Annotated in this window: 14 protein-coding genes, 1 tRNA gene and 1 pseudogene; 1 reads left to right on the forward strand and 15 read right to left on the reverse strand. The window is 72.4% G+C overall.

What is annotated here, in order from left to right:
- Both GA0115234_RS41810 and GA0115234_RS09700 read right to left on the reverse strand, forming a co-directional pair.
- A pseudogene (locus GA0115234_RS41810) lies at positions 1-533 on the reverse strand (hypothetical protein); the annotation flags it as partial.
- A gap of 25 nt (positions 534-558) precedes the next feature.
- Positions 559-1,908, reverse strand: a complete 1,350-nt coding sequence (locus tag GA0115234_RS09700) for a peptidoglycan-binding protein (protein ID WP_093540496.1) — start codon at positions 1,906-1,908, stop codon at positions 559-561.
- A 184-nt stretch (positions 1,909-2,092) separates the two neighbouring features.
- Between GA0115234_RS09700 and GA0115234_RS09705 the strand changes: the two genes are divergently transcribed.
- A tRNA-Lys gene (locus tag GA0115234_RS09705) sits at positions 2,093-2,166 on the forward strand.
- Positions 2,167-2,854: 688 nt separating this feature from the next.
- Here the strand turns inward: GA0115234_RS09705 and GA0115234_RS09710 are convergent.
- The 13 genes from GA0115234_RS09710 to GA0115234_RS09770 all read right to left on the reverse strand — a co-directional run bounded on the left by GA0115234_RS09710 (position 2,855) and on the right by GA0115234_RS09770 (position 16,339).
- Positions 2,855-3,535, reverse strand: coding sequence for a class F sortase (locus tag GA0115234_RS09710; RefSeq protein WP_093540497.1), 681 nt, complete (start codon positions 3,533-3,535; stop codon positions 2,855-2,857).
- A gap of 1 nt (position 3,536) precedes the next feature.
- A complete protein-coding gene (locus GA0115234_RS09715; RefSeq protein ID WP_093540498.1) occupies positions 3,537-4,103 on the reverse strand; it encodes a hypothetical protein in 567 nt (188 codons plus the stop codon).
- Between the two features lie 128 nt (positions 4,104-4,231).
- Complete coding sequence (locus GA0115234_RS09720) at positions 4,232-5,020, reverse strand: HAD-IIA family hydrolase (RefSeq protein WP_093540499.1); 789 nt, start codon at positions 5,018-5,020, stop codon at positions 4,232-4,234.
- A 110-nt stretch (positions 5,021-5,130) separates the two neighbouring features.
- A complete protein-coding gene (locus GA0115234_RS09725) occupies positions 5,131-6,618 on the reverse strand; it encodes an alkaline phosphatase family protein (RefSeq protein WP_093540500.1) in 1,488 nt (495 codons plus the stop codon).
- 156 nt (positions 6,619-6,774) lie between these two features.
- On the reverse strand, positions 6,775-7,836 hold the full coding sequence (locus GA0115234_RS09730; protein ID WP_093540501.1) for a 2-aminoethylphosphonate ABC transporter substrate-binding protein: 1,062 nt from the start codon (positions 7,834-7,836) through the stop codon (positions 6,775-6,777).
- 67 nt (positions 7,837-7,903) lie between these two features.
- Entirely contained in the window at positions 7,904-8,701 is a 798-nt protein-coding gene (locus GA0115234_RS09735) for an ABC transporter permease (RefSeq protein WP_093540502.1), read from the reverse strand.
- On the reverse strand, positions 8,688-9,620 hold the full coding sequence (locus GA0115234_RS09740; protein WP_093540503.1) for a 2-aminoethylphosphonate ABC transporter permease subunit: 933 nt from the start codon (positions 9,618-9,620) through the stop codon (positions 8,688-8,690). Before GA0115234_RS09740 ends, GA0115234_RS09735 begins: the two co-directional genes overlap by 14 nt.
- Complete coding sequence (locus GA0115234_RS09745; protein WP_093540504.1) at positions 9,613-10,713, reverse strand: ABC transporter ATP-binding protein; 1,101 nt, start codon at positions 10,711-10,713, stop codon at positions 9,613-9,615. The genes GA0115234_RS09740 and GA0115234_RS09745 overlap by 8 nt, the downstream gene beginning before the upstream one ends.
- Positions 10,710-11,417, reverse strand: coding sequence for a phosphonatase-like hydrolase (locus GA0115234_RS09750; RefSeq protein ID WP_305123095.1), 708 nt, complete (start codon positions 11,415-11,417; stop codon positions 10,710-10,712). The genes GA0115234_RS09745 and GA0115234_RS09750 overlap by 4 nt, the downstream gene beginning before the upstream one ends.
- Positions 11,414-12,538 (reverse strand): TIGR03364 family FAD-dependent oxidoreductase, encoded by a 1,125-nt coding sequence (locus GA0115234_RS09755; RefSeq protein WP_093540505.1) that lies wholly within the window; start codon positions 12,536-12,538, stop codon positions 11,414-11,416. The genes GA0115234_RS09750 and GA0115234_RS09755 overlap by 4 nt, the downstream gene beginning before the upstream one ends.
- Positions 12,539-12,715: 177 nt before the next feature.
- Positions 12,716-13,486 (reverse strand): GntR family transcriptional regulator, encoded by a 771-nt coding sequence (locus GA0115234_RS09760; protein ID WP_093540645.1) that lies wholly within the window; start codon positions 13,484-13,486, stop codon positions 12,716-12,718.
- Between the two features lie 89 nt (positions 13,487-13,575).
- A complete protein-coding gene (locus GA0115234_RS09765) occupies positions 13,576-14,859 on the reverse strand; it encodes a hypothetical protein (protein ID WP_237541224.1) in 1,284 nt (427 codons plus the stop codon).
- Positions 14,860-15,166: 307 nt separating this feature from the next.
- Positions 15,167-16,339, reverse strand: coding sequence for an ROK family transcriptional regulator (locus tag GA0115234_RS09770; protein WP_093540647.1), 1,173 nt, complete (start codon positions 16,337-16,339; stop codon positions 15,167-15,169).
- Between the last annotated feature and the right edge of the window lie 15 nt (positions 16,340-16,354).

The following is a 16,354-nucleotide window of genomic DNA, read 5'->3' on the forward strand; positions in this document are numbered from 1 at the left end:
CCCACCGGCGGGCGGCCGCCGGCGGCTCCCCGCCCCTGCGCGCCGACGGGGAGCGCGGCCGCCTCGGCGCGCGCGGCGTCCTCGCGGAAGAGCAGATGCACGGGGATGGTCGCGGTCCGCTCGTTGGCGATGACCGCCTGGCGCCGCCCGGTCCCCCACGGCGCGGCACCGGACCGCCCGTCCCCGTCGCCCCCGGAGACGGGGAGGGAGTCGAAGACGGTGTCGGGGGCCGTGCGGGCCGACGGCGAGGACGGGACGACGGGTACGGCCCCCGGCACCGACACCGAGGCCGAGGTGGCGCCGAACGCGGAGTCCGGCTCCTCGCCCGGGACCAGATCCAGCACGAGGTCGACCACGGAGTCCGGGCCGCCGCCCGGCCCGGGCCCCGCCCCCGCACCCTGGCCGCCGCCCTCCCGTCCGGGCGGCACCACCCGGCCCGGCCCGCAGGCCCTGACCGGATCCCGCTCCCGCTCCCCCTCGTCCGGCCTGCCGTTCTCCGGGGTTCCGGAGCTGTCCGACACCGTGGATCGCATACCCGCCTCCGTCATGTCCGTCGTGTCACCCGAAGAGTCGCCGCCAGGTCTCCGGGCCGGGGTAGCCGTCGGCCGCTCCGCCCCGCCAGCCCTGAGCCCGTTGGAAGGCCTCGACATTGCGCCGGTCCGCCTCGGTCCACCGGGGTCCGGGCCCCGAGGTGTAATGCGTGCCGAAACCCTTCTTCACCAACTGCTTGCCGAGCTTGTCGACATGGCTGTTGGACTGTCCGGGCCGGAAATAGCCCCGCCCGGGGAACGTTGAACCCGGGTTCGAGTCGCCGTGGCCGGCCTGCGTCCCGTTCCTGTCGCCGCTTCCGGCGCCGGGGATGTCGCGGCCGGTGCCGCTCGCCAGCAGCCGCCAGGTCTCGGCACCGGGGATGCCGTCGGCCTCCTTGCCCTTCCAGCCCTGGGCCTTCTGGAACGCCTGGGTCGCGCGCCGGTCCGCGTCGCCCCAGCCCGGCCCGGGGCCGACCGAGTAGAAGCGCTGGCCGCCCCGGCCCACGAGCATCCTGCCGAGCTGGGTGACATAGGCGTTGCTGACACCGGGACCGAACTTCCCGGCGCCCGGGAACCCGGTCGACGACGAGCCGCCGCCGGCGCTGCCGCCGCCGAGGCCCTTGTAGCGGTACGCGACATAGCCGCCGGAGTTGCTCCAGTACGCCATGGGCGTCGTCTTCTTGCGGGTGTGCGGCTTCGTCTGCTCGTACGCGGTGTAGTGGGTGTGCGTGTAGTCGGTCCAGCCGCCGAAGATCGTGACGTGCGAGCCCTTCGAGGGGTCGGCCGGGTTGTGGAAGAGCAGGATGTCGCCGGGCTGCAGCTCCGCCCGCGAGATCCGCGTCCCGAATGCGGCGAGACTGCCGGTCCACTCGTTGCCGGGCAGGTTCCAGGCCATCGACACAAAGCCGGAGCAGTCCTGCCGGTAACCGTCGTTCCAGTACTTGGTCATGCTGTACGGAACTTGCGCGGACACCCACTTCTTCGCGCGGTTGATGATGTCGGCCCGGCTGGTCGTGCGCAGCTTGGGCGTGGTCGTCGTGGACGAGGGCGGTCCGGAGGCGCCGCCGCCCCGCAGCGGTCCGGGCCCGCCCTGCGGGCTGTCCCCGCTCGGGTCGGTCCGGGCGGACCCGGCCGCCCCCGCGGCCCGGTCGCCCGTCGTACCCGTCACACCCGGCGCACCCACCGCCTCGGCGACGCCGGTGCTCAGCACCACCCCGGCCGCGGTGGCCAGCACCAGGGCGCGGCGTGCGCCGTGTGCGGCCGGATGACCTCCGTACCGCACGGGCAGGGCACTGGCGGCGGTCCGCCGCTGGGCGGCGCACCCCGCACAGGCGCAGTCGATGGCGGGCACGTACTCCTCGAAAGCCGGCACAGTCATGCGTTTCCCCTCCGCACTCGTCAAGATCTTTGGGCGCATCTGCACGGGCGCCAGTGTCTCAACTCTCCTGACATATCGCATTTTGACGGACAGAAGTGAAAAAACGACCATCCGACAGGCCGTGATGGACGGTAAATGGTCAGGAGCACCCCCCGTCTTCGGGTAGAGTTCTCCAGGTCAGCAGGCGCCGCTAGCTCAGTTGGTTAGAGCAGCTGACTCTTAATCAGCGGGTCCGGGGTTCGAGTCCCTGGCGGCGCACGCAGAGTCAAAGCCCCCTCACCATGCGTGAGGGGGCTTTGCTCGTAGGTGAACCCTCCGCGCCGAAGCCTCCCGCACCGAAGCCTCGCGCCGGGCCTGCGCCCCGCGGCGCCCTCCGCGACGCCACCCTGAACCACTACCCGCACAGACGGCGCACAGTCATTTCATAGCTGTCACACAGTCACCAACCGGTCACACAGCGGCGCGAAGGCCGATTCCATACACCTCCGTGCACCCTTCCACAAGGGGTAGGCATATCGCACATACGACCTGCAACCCACCCTTTCCTCCCTTGCGAGCGGGGTCGGGGTCCAAGGTCGGAGTCCGGGGTCGAGGGTCGGGGTCGGGGGTCGGGGTCGGACCATCCGTTCAGTGATCGTCCGCTCCAACCAGGCTGAGGGGCCGAACAGTTGGGACCGCCGAGGGGACTGCCAAGGGGACGTTCCGGTGGTCCGCTCCGGACTCGCGGGAACGCACGGGCCATGACCACCGGCGCAGTTGACCGAGGAGTCACCACGCAGGAGCGGTCGGTGAACCTGCCGCCCCTTCAGGACCGATGGCTGCCCGCCCACGTGGAGTCGCGGCCCCGGGCCAGCTGGACCGTGAACTGCCCTCGGTACGGGCGCCGGTGCGCTGTCGCAGCCGTGTCGTCCTGAGGCCCCAGGCCCCAGGCCTCAGGCCTCAGGCCTCAGGCCTTGTCGCCCGCGGGCTTCTCGCCGGTCAGGTAGGCGGAGACGACGACATTCGCGTCGTACTCGTGCGACGTCCGGTCGAAGGTCCCGCCGCAGGTGATCAGGCGGAGCTCCGCCCGGCCGTCCTGGCGGGGGCCGTACGCCTTGTCGGCGTCGAAGCGTGCCCGGGTGAAGACCTGGACGTCGTCGATGGTGAATTCGGCGACGGTGCCGTCCGCGCGGATGACCTCGACCTTGGCGCCGGGGCGGGCCGCGCTCAGCCCGTAGAAGACGGCCGGCCGGATCTCGGTGTCGACATGGCCGACGAGGAGGGCGGGGCCCTTCGCGCCGGGCTCGGTGCCACCGCCGTACCAGCCGACGGTCTGGGGCGTGTCGAACGGGGGCGGCTCGATCGCCCCGTCCTTGTCCAGGTCCCGGGCGACCACGGGCGCCCGGACGCCGATCGAGGGGATCTCCACCCGCTCCGGCACGGCGCCCTCGATCGGGTCGTGCGGCGGGGGCAGCGCTACGCCGAGAGGGCGGCCCACCGCGGCGATGTCGCCCGTGGTCGGGGCGGAGCTGGCGCCGGAGCCGTCGGTGATGCCGCGGCCCCAGAGCCACAGGCCCAGCAGCAGGACGGCCCAGGCCACTCCCGCGAGCAGCCTGCCGTGGCCCGCGGTGCCGTCCGGGGCGGACATGTCAGTCCGTGGCCGGACGGCGGCGGGCGCTGCGGAACGCGACGGCGACGGCCGCGACGGCCGCCAGGACCAGTCCGATCACCGCGTGCACGGTGCCGGGGCCCTCCTGCCGGGCGTCCCGGCCGGCGAACAGGGTGGCACCGCCGCCACCTGCGGCGACCGGGGCCAGCGGGGTGGCCCGGCCACGGTCGACAACGGTGAGCGTGCCGGTGGCGGTGGCTCCCGTGGTGCCCTTGCCGTCCTTGCAGTCGACCCGGAGGTCGTAGTCGCCCGGGGAGGCGTCCGAGCTGATCCGGGCTCTGGTGACGAGGCCGCCGTCCGCGGCGGACGAGAAGCGCGCCTCGGAGACGAAGGCATCGGAACGGCCCGTGGCCTCGTCGCCCTCGCAGCCCTCCAGCCGCAGGTCCGTCTCACCGCCGGGCACGAGGGAGGACGGGGTGGCCGTCAGGGAGACGCGGCCTTTCTCCTGGGCGGACCCGGAGCCGGAGTCGGCCAGTGCGGCGGAAGCCGGCACCAGGGTCGCCGCGACGACCGCGGCGGCACAGAACGTGAGGGGTATCAAACGCATCGTGAACCTCCTCTGTGCAGGTTCACGCCTCCGGAGGGTTTTCGCATCCGCAGGGGCGCGGGGGTACGGCCCCCGGGGGCCGCCCGGACCCCGCCCCCGCGCCCTTTTCTGCTGTGCCCGGCCGGGGCTCAGCCCGCTTCGACGAGACCGACCAGATCGGCGATCGAGTCGACGACCGTGGACGGCCGGAAGGGGTACTTGTCGATGTCGGCGACCGTGGTGAGACCGGTGAGGACCAGGAAGGTCTGCATCCCCGCCTCCAGACCGGCCAGCACATCGGTGTCCATCCGGTCGCCGATCATGGCGCTCGACTCGGAGTGGGCGCCGATCGCGTTGAGCCCGGTGCGCATCATCAGCGGGTTGGGCTTGCCCGCGAAGTACGGGGCCTTGCCGGTGGCCTTGGTGATGAGGGCGGCGACGGACCCGGTGGCGGGCAGCGGCCCCTCGGCGGACGGGCCGGTCTCGTCGGGGTTGGTGCAGATGAAGCGGGCGCCGCCGTTGATCAGCCGGATCGCCTTGGTGAGCGCCTCGAAGCTGTAGGTGCGGGTCTCACCGAGTACCACGTAGTCCGGCTCGTGGTCGGTGAGGACGTAGCCGATGTCGTGCAGGGCGGTGGTGAGACCGGCCTCGCCGATGACGTACGCCGTGCCGCCGGGCCGCTGGTCGTCCAGGAACTGGGCGGTGGCCAGGGCGGAGGTCCAGATGTTCTCCACGGGCACGTCCAGGCCCATGCGGTTCAGCCGGGCGTGCAGGTCGCGGGCGGTGTAGATGGAGTTGTTGGTGAGGACCAGAAAGGGCAGCCCCGAGTCACGCAACCGCTTGATGAAGGCATCGGCTCCGGGGATCGGCGTCCCCTCGTGGATCAGGACTCCGTCCATGTCGGTGAGCCAGGATGTGATCGGCTTGCGCTCTGCCATGTGTGGGACTCCTGCCGTACGCCGTGTGCGGGGACGCCGGCGGCACCGCGTTGTGCAGCGCCGACGCCCCCGATTTTAGGCCGTCCGTTCGATCTGCCGGAACGGCCGGATCACCGCGTCGTGAGTGTCACTCCGTCGATCACCCAGAACCAGTTGTTGCCGCCGGTGTAGCGGAAGCGGACCTGTGCGGTGGTGGCGCCGGGCGGGACCTGGAGGGTGAGCGATTCGGTCTTCGCGACGGTGTCGGCGGTGTACGTCTTCACGACGGCCGGGGTGCCTCCGTCGTAGGAGACGAGCACCTGGCCCTTCTGCGGGGCTTCCTGGCGGTAGTGGGTGGTGTAGGCGAGGGTGGCGGTGCGGCCGCCGGTGACCGGCCAGGCGGGGCTGATCAGGGTGGAGTCGAAGGTGCCGGTGACGCTCTTGTCGCTCCATTCGTCGCCGTCGGCGACCGCGAAGACATTGCGGGCCCGGACGTTGGTCTCGCGCCACTGGTTGCGCTCGGCGGATGTCCAGAACTCGTCGGTGGTGAAGGTCCAGCCGCGCCATTCGGTGACGCCGCCGGTGCCCATCGCGCTGTTGTCGACCGACCACCCGGCGGGCGGGGTGTGGGTGAAGCCGACGACGGACCCGCCGATTCCCGTCTCGTCGACGCGGGTCCCGAGCTGCGGGCGCAGCGCGTCGAAGGCGTCGGGGACGGGCTGCTGGAGCGGCCGGCCGTCCAGGTTCCAGGCCGGGTCGACGGCTATGCCGAGGTGGGCGAGGGCGGAGGCGGCGACGTCCGGCATCCTGATGTCGTAGCGGGTGGAGCCCGGGGTGACGGTGCCGCCGCTCGCGATGAGGAAGGTCTGCCGTTCGGCCGCGCTGGAGCCGCCGTGGCCGCCCGCGTCGGTGTGCCCGTGGTCGGCGGTGATCATGATGAGCCAGTCCTCGGAGCCGTGGGTGGCCCGGCCCCGTACGGCGGCGACCAGCTGCCCGACCTGGGCGTCCACGCCGTGGATGGCGTCCAGGTACTGCGTGCTCGCGGCGCCGTGGCTGTGCCCGGCGTGGTCGACGTTGTCGAGGTGGACGAAGACCGCGTCCCGGTTGCCGGCGGCCAGTTCGGCGACGGCTCTGCTGGTGGTGCCGGTGTCGTACTCGGCGTCCGGGGTGGAGACCCGGGTGTCGACCTTCGCGGAGAAGATCGTGTCGGTGACGGGGTTCCAGGAGGCGACCGCGTACGTGGACAGCCCCGGCTTCGCGGTCTCGATCCGGGTGAGGAAGTCGGGGTACTGCGCGAAGGCGTGGCCGGTGAAGGCGTTGTCCTTGACGCGGTGCTTGTCGGGCCAGACGCCGGTGATGATCGTGGACCAGCCGGGGCCGGACAGGGTGGGCGCCATCGGGTCGGCGTAGAGCGGGCTGACCGAGGTGAGTCCGGTGGACATCAGCTCGTCCAGGTGGGGGGCGTCCGCGTCCTTGATCCGGTTCAGCAGGGCGCCGTCCAGGCCGATGACCAGGACCTTGGGGGTACGGGCCGCGGCCCGTGCGGTGGTGGCGGCGGCGAGCGGTCCTGCGGCGGCGGCGAGGGCGGCCGCGCTCATGAGGAGAGTGCGGCGGGACATGCCTGTGGTCACGGGTCCTCCGTCAAGACGGTGGGGGGGGGCACACGTGCAACTCCCCGCCTTCCGATGGGGAGTTGCACATGGGACTAGACCCGTTATCCTTCCGCGATGATCCGCCGGAGGTCCATACCCCTGCGGTGAATCGTCGGGCAACGGTCAGCTGCCGGTGGCCGACTTCCAGGCCTCGACATAGGTGTCCAGGTTGGTGTCGATGTCCGACCAGTCGGGCTCGAAGACCTCCACGCCGTCCATCAGCTTGGCGAGCTCGACGGCGTTGGCGTCGGTGCCCTTGACGTCCTTGCGGGCGGAGAAGCCGCCGCCGACCTCGCTGACGTCCTTCTGGGCCTGCTCGGAGAGCATGAAGTCGAGCAGCTTCTTTCCGTTGGCGCTGTGCGGGGCCTTGTTGACCAGGCCGGCCGCGTACGGCAGGGCGAAGGTGGTGGGCTTGCCGCCCTGCTTCGCGGGGAACCAGATGCCGAGGTTGGGCATGTCCTTGGACTGCGCGTAGTTCATCTGGACGTCGCCGTTGGCGGCGAGCAGCTCGCCCTTGTCGACCTTGGGGGCCAGCTTGCCGGTGGAGGCGGACGGGCCGACGTTGTTGGCCTGGAGCTTCTTCAGGTACGCCATCGCCGGCTCCTTGCCGCCGAAGTCGTGCATGGCCTTGATGAGTACGGCCGTGCCGTCACCGGCGACTCCGGGGGTGGAGTACTGGATCTTGTCCTTGAACTTTCCGTCGAGCAGCTCCTCCCAGGTGGTGGGCGCCGACTTCAGTTCCTTCTTGTTGTAGATGAAGCCGAAGTAGTTGTTGACGACCGAGGTCCACTTGGAGTCGGACGCCTTGTCGGCGCCGTCGACCTGGTCGGAGCCGGCCGGGGCGTACGCGGCGAGGAGGCCCTTGCCGTCGGCCTGCTGGATGAAGGGCGGCAGGGTGACGAGGACGTCCGCCTGGGTGTTGGACTTCTCGCGGACGGCGCGCTGCACCATCTCGCCGGAGCCGCCCTCCACGTACTTGACCTTGATGCCGGTCTTCTTCTCGAAGTCCTTGAACACCTTGTCGTACCAGCCGTCGCCGTTCTCGCCCTTGAGGCCGTCGGCGCTGTAGACGGTGACGACCTTCTCGTCGGAGGCGGCCGAGGAGCCGCCGCAGGCGGAGAGGGTGGCGGCGAGGGCGAGGCAGCCGGTGACGGCGGCTATGGGCTTGAGGTGGTTCTTGCGCATGGCAGTCGTATCTCCTGGATGTCGGCCGGGGAGCCGGCCGGAGTCAGTACGGGGGTGTGTCGGCGGATCAGCGGTACGAGGCCCTGGTGCGGATCCGGGAGACGCCGAGCAGTACGAGCAGCGTCGTTCCCATCAGGACCACGGCGACGGCCGCTCCGGTGAAGAGCGAGCCACGGTCGGTGGCCGCGAAGATCTGCACCGGGAGCGGTGTCCAGTCCGGCGGGTAGAGCATCATCGTGGCGCTCAACTCGCCCATGGACAGCGCGAAGCAGAGCCCTGCGGCCGCCGTGAGGGACGGCAGCAGGAGCGGCAGCTTGATGCGCCACAGCACGTAACCGGGACGGGCGCCCAGACTGGCCGCCGCCTGTTCGTACATCGGGTCGAGACGCACTATTGCCGCCGAAACCGACGAATAGGCGAACGCAGTGACAAGAATGGTGTGCGCCAGGATCACGATCCAGCGCGTCCCGTTCAGCAGCATCGGCGGTTTGCTGAACGCGACGAGCACGGCGAGGCCGACGACGACCGAGGGCACGGCGACCGGCAGCATGAACAGCGCGTCGAGGAACCTCCTGCCGCGCCTACGCATCGAGGCGGCGGCGAGCGCGGCCCAGGAACCGATGGTCAGGGCGAGCAGGCTGGCGCTGACGGCGGTGATCAGGCTGGTGGTCAGCGCCTGGAGGGAGTCGCCGCCGGTCGCCGCGGTGTAGTGCTTGGTGGTCGGTCCGGAGGGGAAGGCGCCGGACCAGTTGGTGGTGAACGACGCGGCGAGGATGACCAGCAGCGGCACCGCGAACAGCGGGACGAAGAGCACGAAGAACACGGCCCAGGTGGCCCACTTCCCCGTACGGCTATGCACCAACACGGCGGCTCACCATCCGATACAGGCTGTAGAGACCGACGGAGATCGCGATGTTGACGACGGCGACGACACAGGCCGCCGGGTAGTCGGACTCCAGGATCGCCTTGCTGTAGACGAGCATCGGCAGGGTCGTGACACCCTTCGCGCCGGTGAAGAGCACGATGCCGAACTCGTTGAGACACATCACCAGGACGAGGCTGCCGCCCGCGGCGAGCGCGGGGAGCGCCTCGGGGAGGATCACCTGCCGCACGATCCGGGCCGGCCTGGCTCCCAGCGAGGACGCCACCTCCAGCTGCGCGCTGTCGAGCTGCGAGAACGCGGCGAGCAGCGGGCGCATCACGAAGGGCGTGAAGTAGGTGATCTCGGCGAGCAGTACGCCCCACGGGGTGGTGAGGAAGTCGAAGGGACCTTTGGATGCCCCGGTGAGGTCCGTCCAGACGCCGTTGGCCAGGCCGACGTTGCCGTAGATGAAGAGCAGGGCGAGCGTGATCAGGAACGACGGGAAGGAGAGGAAGACGTCGATGAACTTGGCGACCGCCCGGCCGCCGGGGAACGGCACGAACGCGATGACCATGGCCAGGACGAAGCCCAGCACCAGACAGCCGACCGTGGAGCCGACCGCCAGCCAGACGGTGGTGGTCAGCGCCGAGCGGAACGACTCGGAGGCGAACACATCGCCGTACGGGGCGATCGAGGTGCCGCCCTCGTCCGGGCTGAAGGACTGCTGGACGACGAGGGCCAGCGGGTAGAGGAAGACGAGGGCGAGGACGGCGACGGGCGGCAGCGCCCAGACGAAGCGGGGGATCCGGCGGGCCTCGCGGGCGGGGGCCCGCGGGGGCGTCGTCCCGGACGGGCCGGTGCTCCGGTGGGGCTTCTTCGTCGCCGTGATGCCCGGTGCGACGGGCTGCGCGGTGCTAGCCATCGGTCCCTCCCCCGGCTCCCTCCGCGGCGCCCGCGGGCAGCAGCACCGCGTCCTCGGCCGCGAAGTGCAGGGTGACCCGGTCACCGAGCGCCGGGGTCTCGCGCAGCTCCTTCAGGTCCGCCTTGACCCGGTGCCCGTCGATGTCGACGTACAGCCGGTGGGTGGAGCCGCGCCACTGGACCTCGGTGATGGTGCCGTTCAGGGCGTTGGGTCCGTCGCCGAGGCCGACCAGGTGGGGCCGGACGCAGAGGGTGGCGGTGGCCCCTCGGGAGACCTCGCCGGTCGGTACGTCGAGTGCGCGTCCGGCGAAGTCGACGGTGTCGGCGCCGTCGGCGACGGTGACCGGCAGCAGGTTCGCGTTGCCGACGAACGAGGCGGTGAACTCGGTACGGGGGCGGCGGTACAGGTCCTGCGGGGTGCCGCAGTCCTGGAGCCTCGCCTTGTCCATGACCGCGATCCGGTCGGCGAGGGTGAGCGCCTCGACCTGGTCGTGGGTGACGTACAGGATGGAGACGTCCGGCAGCTCCCGGTGCAGCCGCGCCAGTTCGGCGAGCATTCCGGAGCGCAGCTGGGCGTCGAGGGCGGAGAGCGGTTCGTCGAGCAGCAGGACGCCGGGCCGGATGGCGAGCGCGCGGGCGATGGCGACGCGCTGCTGCTGGCCGCCGGAGAGTTCGCGCGGGTAGCGCTTGGCGTAGGCGGCCATGCCGACCATGTCGAGGGCCTCGGCGACCCGCTCCGGGATCCCGTCCTTCGCGACCTTGCGGGCCTTGAGCCCGAAGGCGACGTTGTCCTGGACCCGCATGTGCGGGAAGAGGGCGTACTGCTGGACGACCATGCCGATGCCGCGCTTGTGCGGCGGCAGCCCGGTGACGTCGCGGTCGCCGAGGTACACCCGGCCCGAGGCGGGCTGCACGAATCCGGCGACGGCCCGCAGGGCGGTGGTCTTGCCGGACCCGGAGGGGCCGAGCAGGGCCATGACCTCGCCGGGTTCGACGGTCAGATCGAGCCGGTCGAGGACGGTGTTGCCGCCGTACGCGACGCTGACCTGGTCGAACCTGATTCCGCTGCGGACGGACCGCTCTCCGCCCGTCATGCCTCGGCCCGCGCGATCAGGTCCGGGAGCTCGGCGACCGAGCCGAGCACATGTGTGGCGCCGTGGCGGGTCAGCTGGTCCTTGTCGTGGGCGCCGGTGAGCACCCCAGCGACGATCCCGGCGCCGGAGCGCACGCCGCTGAGCATGTCGTACGAGGTGTCGCCCGCGACCACGATCTGCTGGACGCCGTCGACGGCGCCGGTGCGCAGGAACGCGGCGAGGACCATGTCCGGGCAGGGGCGGCCCCGGCCGCCCGCGTCGGCCGGGCAGAGGGTCAGGGCGACCAGGTCCTGCCAGCCGAGCGCGGCCAGGATGGCGTCCTGAGTGGTGCGGGCGAACCCGGTGGACAGGACCACGGTCCGGCCCTCGCCCTTGAGCCGCTCGATGGCCTCGCGGGCGCCGGGGATCGGGGCGATGCGGCCGCCGTCCACCAGGCCCCCGTACGCCTCCTCGAAGGCGGTGTTGGCCTGCTGGGCCCGGTCCTCGTCGCCGAAGAGGTGCCGGAAGACGGAGATCTTGGACTCACCCATGGTGGCGCGGACGTAGTCGAGCTTCTCGGCGTGGTCGGCGGAGCCGGGCTCGACGCCGAGGCGGCCGGCCGCGGCGGAGAACGCCTGCTCGACGAGGCCGCCGTCGGCGACGGTGGTGCCGGCCATGTCGAGGACGATCAGGTCGTGGGGGTTGTGCGTGGTCAACTTCTTCACCAGCCCAGTTCGTTGGCGGTCGTTTCGGCGATGGCGGGCGAACAGGTCATGCCCCGGCCGCCCGGTCCGGTGACCAGCCAGACGCCGTCCCGTACCTGCTGGCGGTGGACGACCCGGCTGGTGTCGGTGCACTGGGCGTAGACCCCGGCCCACCGGTGGCGGATCCTCGGCAGCGGGCGGCCGAGGAAGGACTCGACGACGCCGGTGAGGTGCTCGTACGGCTCCTCGACGGTGTCGAAGGAGAAGGGGTGCTCGTACTCGTGGGTGTCGCCGATGGTCAGTCCGCCGTCGCGGCGCTGCACCATGAGCAGCTGCATGCGGTGTTCAGCGGCCGTGGGGGCTTGGGCCTGCCCGGCGTTGAGGGCGTCCAGCGCCGGGCTCTTGTAGGCCGGGTAGTAGCGGAAGCTGTCCGCGTCGGCGACGGAGGTGGCGAGCGGCTCGCCGAGCGGGTCGGTCTGCATCATCTGGAGGCGGACGCGGCGCACCGGGAGATCGGGGCCGGCCAGTTCGCGGACGAGGCCGCCGAGCCAGGCGCCGGTGGCCAGGATCACCGCGTCGCCGGTGTGGACGTCGCCGTGGTCGTCGCGGACGGAGGCGGTGCCCACCACTTCGCGGACCTCGCGCCCGCCGAGGAAGGTGTACCGGCCGGACTTCAGCAGCTCCTGCTTCAGGGCGAGCTGGGCGGTGCGCGGCTCGACCGCGGCGTCCCGCTCGCACCACAGGGCGGCGGCGAAGTCACCGCGCAGCGCGGGGTTGACCGCACGGGCCTCGTCGGCCGTGAGCAGCTTGTAGCCGCGGGCCGCCGCGTCGGGGCGGGCGACGGCCGCCTCTGCGACGGCGAGCTCCAGCTCGGTGCGGAGCGGGGTGAGCGAGCCGCAGGCCCGGAAGCCGAGCCCGGGGACCTGTGCCCCGATGCCCTCCCACAGCTCACGGGCGCGCAGCGCGGTCTCCAGCTCCTCGCCCCCGGCCCGGCCGCTGACCCATATCTGTCCGAAATTGCGGAGCGATGCTCCGCGCGCCTCGCTCTCGCGCTCGATCTGTACGACCTCGTGGCCGCGGTTCACTGCGTGCCAGGCGTGCATGGTTCCCACCACGCCGGCTCCTACGACGATGACTCTCACGACGGCTACGCTCCTCGGAGCGGGTGACCCGTACGGATCGGTACGGCAACGGGACGGTGAACTGGATCCCAAGGTTGGCCTAGACCCGTTATGTTCTCGTTATCTCGATGGGCTCGATGGCCGGGTCGCGGGGGCGGTCGGGGGCAGGAGTCATCGCCATCCGTACGGTGCGGTCGTTCAGTGACCGGCCTGCGGGCCCAGGTGCGCGGTGAAGGAGAACCGGTCGCCGCGGTAGAGGGTCCGTACGCGCTCCAGCGGCTGCCCGGCCGTGTCGCGCGAGATCCGGTGCATCAGCAGCATGGGCAGCGCGGGCGGCGTACCGATGAGCAGCGCCTCGCGCGGTGTCGCGAGCACCGTCTCGATCCGCTCGTCGGCGTCGCCGAAGGGGATCTGGAGCCGGTCGCGGAGGTAGCCGTAGAAGGACGAGTCGGGGTCGAACTCCGTGTCCAGACGGGGCACCCGGGCGACGGAGACATAGGTGCTCTCCAGCCCGACCCGGTCGTCGTCGGCGAGCAGCACCCTCTCCAGGTGCCAGACCGGGTCGCCGCGCTCCGCCCCGATGTCGGCGGCGAGCGCCTCGGGGCAGGGGAACCGCTCCAGGCCGATGAGGTGACGGCCCGGCTTGCGGCCCTGGCGGCGTACGCCCTCCGTGTAACTCGCCAGCGAGAGCGGCTGCTCCAGCTTGGGACCGGCCACGACGGTGCCGCGCCCCTGGCGGGCGAGCCGCCCCTCCAGCAGGAGCTCGCGCAGCGCCTGGCGCACCGTCTCGCGCGAGACCTCGTAGCGTTCGGCGAGATCGCGCTCGGTGGGCAGCATGCCACCCTCGCCCAACTCGTCTATGAGAACGGAGACATGGGCCTTGACGGCGTAGTACTTGGGGATACGGCCGTGCTCGGGGATGCCGGAACGGATGGGTGCGCCAGGTACCTGGTCGTGCGGGTAGTCCACGGCCCGATGGTGGCAGACGGACATGAACAACGGTGAACGTCCGGGCGCGCAATGGGCGGTTCTGTGGTGGGGCCGGGGTGTGGGGCGGTTCAGCCCGGGGGCGGTGCGGGGTGTGCGCGGCGCAGCCGTCTGGCCTTGACCACCATCGCCCCGCCGCCGATCAGGAGCGTGGTGACGGCGAGGCCGGTCGAGGGGACGGAGCCCGCGCCGGTCGCGGCCAGCTCCGGGCGGCCGTCCTGTTCCGGGGTCCGGCCGGGATCGGCGGGCCGCCGGGTGTCGTCGGTGGCGGAGGTGCTGGGCCGGGTTCCGTCCGGCAGGGGATCGCGCGGGGTGTCGCCGGTGTTCCCGGTACCGCCGACCTCGCCGGTGCCTGTGGTCTCACCGGCGTCTGCGGTATCGCCGGTCTCTGTGGGCTCACCCGTCCCTGTGGTCTCACTGGTCCCTGTGGGCTCACCGGTCTCGCCGCCGTCGCTGTCCTCGACGACGGTGAAGGGGTACTCCTCGGACTCGCCGACCCAGGCCCCGTCGTCCTTGCCGCCCGCCGTGCGCTGCCGCTGGACGACGGCGGCGTTGGCGGTGATCCTGCCGGGGCTCGTGTCGGAGGTGAACGCCATCCGGACCTGGATGGTGACGGTGCGGCCCGCCGGGACGGTGAAGCCGCCGAAGGTGTCGCCGGCCGTGCCTCCGAAGACGCCGATCTGCTCGTCCTGGTCGGTGGTCTCCCAGGTGACGCGGTGCTCCGTACCGGGGCGGGCCTGCTCGGAGAAATTCAGCTGGATCTGGTCGGAGGTCAGCTTGCGGTCCTCGTCGGTGAGGACGAGCACCGGGTGGATGGCCCGGCACGACTCGGTGGTGGTGTTGGTCAGGTCCAGGAACCAGGTTCCGTAGCCGCCGCCGGACGCGTATGTGTCCGGGCCGCCGTGGATGCGGGTGCTGATGGGGAAGTCCTTCGCCGCCGGATCGCCGCAGGCGGGCTGCTGGTCGGCGGTGGTGGAGCCGGGCGACGAGACCGGGGTGGCCGAGGAGGCGGCGGAGGCGGGTGTGACGGATGTGCCGCCGAGGACGACGGTCGCGGCGGCCAGCCCGAGTGCGAGTCCGTGCCGGGGGCGCCCGGTCGGCCCCGGAGGCGAGGCCGAGGGGGAGGGTGCGGCCGAGGCCGCAGGAGGACGTGCGGAGGCGGTGAACACGGGGATGGACGCGGCCGTGACGACGGGTACGGACGTGGGACTGGCGGTGGGGAAGGACGCCGGGGCCGACGCGCTCACGGGCCTCGCGGTGGGGGCGGGACCGGCGGCGCGGCCGGGCATCGCACCGAGCACGCGGCCCGGCGCGGAACCGGAAGGCGTGCCGGACGGGGGCGGAGTGGGGGACATCGGGGGGATCATCCTTCGCTGCTCGCGAAACGGTCGGCTCACCCCGTGCGCCGGGGTTCACCGGTTCCGGACCGCGACGCTGCCCCGCACACACGAGGCGGCCAACGGCGTGGGGCTCGGCCGACCTGGGGATTCCGGACGCTGCCACGCACGCGCGAGACGGCCCGCCCCGACATGCCGAGGGGCCGCCCGCCCGGCCGCCGGAATCCAGCCGATCGGCCCAGCCGTTCCGCCGCCCCGGCCTCCTCCGCTGCCCAGCCGTTCCGCCGCCCAGGCCCCCCTGCCACCCCGCGTCCCACGCCGCTGCTCACGCCTCCCCGGCACCGCCCGCCCGCCCGAACAGCGGGGCCAGGACCAGTTGGGCGGCCCCTTCCGCGACCGGCCGGTCCCCTCCCCCGGCGGCGGCGACCGGCACGTCGGCACCGCCCCGCCCGCCCCGCCCCGCGCGCTCGTCGAGCACGGCGCGGACGCCCCGTACGTAGGTGTCGGGGTCCGCGGCCACCGTACGGCCGCCCAGCACCACCCGGTCGATGCCGAGCAGCCCGACGAGGTTGGCGGCGCCGGTCCCCAGCACCCGGGCGGCCTCCGCCGCATCGCCCCGGGCGACCGCGGCGAGGCAGAGCGCCTCGATGCAGCCGCGCCCCCCGCAGCCGCAGACCGGCCCGTCCAGCTGAACGGTCTGGTGCCCGAACTCACCGGCCCCGGTACGGGCCCCGCGATGCAGCGCCCCGCCGAGGACCAGCCCGGCACCGAGCCCGGTCCCGAGGTGCAGATACGCGAAGTCGCCGCCGCCCTCCGCCCGCAGGGCGAGCCCGAGGGCGGCGGCGTTGGTGTCCTTGTCGACGACGACGGGGAGCCCGGTCCGTACGGCCAGCGCGTCCCGCAGCGGATAGCCGTCCCACTGCGGGAACCCGGTGACGCGGTGCAGCACCCCGCCCCGGTGGTCGAGCGGGCCCGGCACCGCGACTCCGACCCCGAGCACCGGCCGGTCCACCGGCCCCGCGCCCCCGCCCCGTACCGCCGACCCCGCGCCCCCTTCTCCGGCAGCCGCCACCGCGCCCCCGTCCCGTACCGCCGTCACCGCGTCGGCCGCCGCCGCGAGCACCTCGTCCGCCGGGGCGCCGAGGTCCAGCGGGGCGGTGCGGCTCCCGGCGACCGCGCCGGACAGGTCGACGAGCACCGCCGTCAGCCCGTCGCGGTCCAGGTGCAGGCCGACCGCGTACCCGGCGTCCGGCACCAGCCGCAGCACGGTGCGCGGCTTGCCCCCGGTGGAGACCCGGTGGCCCGCCCCGGCCACCAGGCCCTCGGCCCGCAGCCGGGCGGTGATCTTGCTGACGGCCTGCGGTGTGAGTCCCGTGCGCTCGGCGAGTTCGAGCCTGCTGATGCCGCGTGCGCCCGCCACCCGCAGCAGATCCAGTACCAGCGCCGCGTTGTGGGTGCGCAGCGCGGGCAGGTTCACACCGCTGTTGCTCCTGTTCACCACCCCATTGTCCCG

Source organism: Streptomyces sp. DvalAA-43, from assembly GCF_900091725.1.
GTDB lineage: Bacteria > Actinomycetota > Actinomycetes > Streptomycetales > Streptomycetaceae > Streptomyces > Streptomyces pulveraceus.

What these genes read in the sequence shown, in the direction of transcription:
- GA0115234_RS09710 (WP_093540497.1), bottom strand. Translation starts at nt 3,535, where the DNA reads ATGTCCGCCCCGGACGGCACCGCGGGCCACGGCAGGCTGCTCGCGGGA.
- GA0115234_RS09765 (WP_237541224.1), bottom strand. Translation starts at nt 14,859, where the DNA reads ATGTCCCCCACTCCGCCCCCGTCCGGCACGCCTTCCGGTTCCGCGCCG.
- GA0115234_RS09730 (WP_093540501.1), bottom strand. Translation starts at nt 7,836, where the DNA reads ATGCGCAAGAACCACCTCAAGCCCATAGCCGCCGTCACCGGCTGCCTC.
- GA0115234_RS09700 (WP_093540496.1), bottom strand. Translation starts at nt 1,908, where the DNA reads ATGACTGTGCCGGCTTTCGAGGAGTACGTGCCCGCCATCGACTGCGCC.
- GA0115234_RS09745 (WP_093540504.1), bottom strand. Translation starts at nt 10,713, where the DNA reads ATGACGGGCGGAGAGCGGTCCGTCCGCAGCGGAATCAGGTTCGACCAG.
- GA0115234_RS09740 (WP_093540503.1), bottom strand. Translation starts at nt 9,620, where the DNA reads ATGGCTAGCACCGCGCAGCCCGTCGCACCGGGCATCACGGCGACGAAG.
- GA0115234_RS09715 (WP_093540498.1), bottom strand. Translation starts at nt 4,103, where the DNA reads ATGCGTTTGATACCCCTCACGTTCTGTGCCGCCGCGGTCGTCGCGGCG.
- GA0115234_RS09720 (WP_093540499.1), bottom strand. Translation starts at nt 5,020, where the DNA reads ATGGCAGAGCGCAAGCCGATCACATCCTGGCTCACCGACATGGACGGA.
- GA0115234_RS09725 (WP_093540500.1), bottom strand. Translation starts at nt 6,618, where the DNA reads ATGTCCCGCCGCACTCTCCTCATGAGCGCGGCCGCCCTCGCCGCCGCC.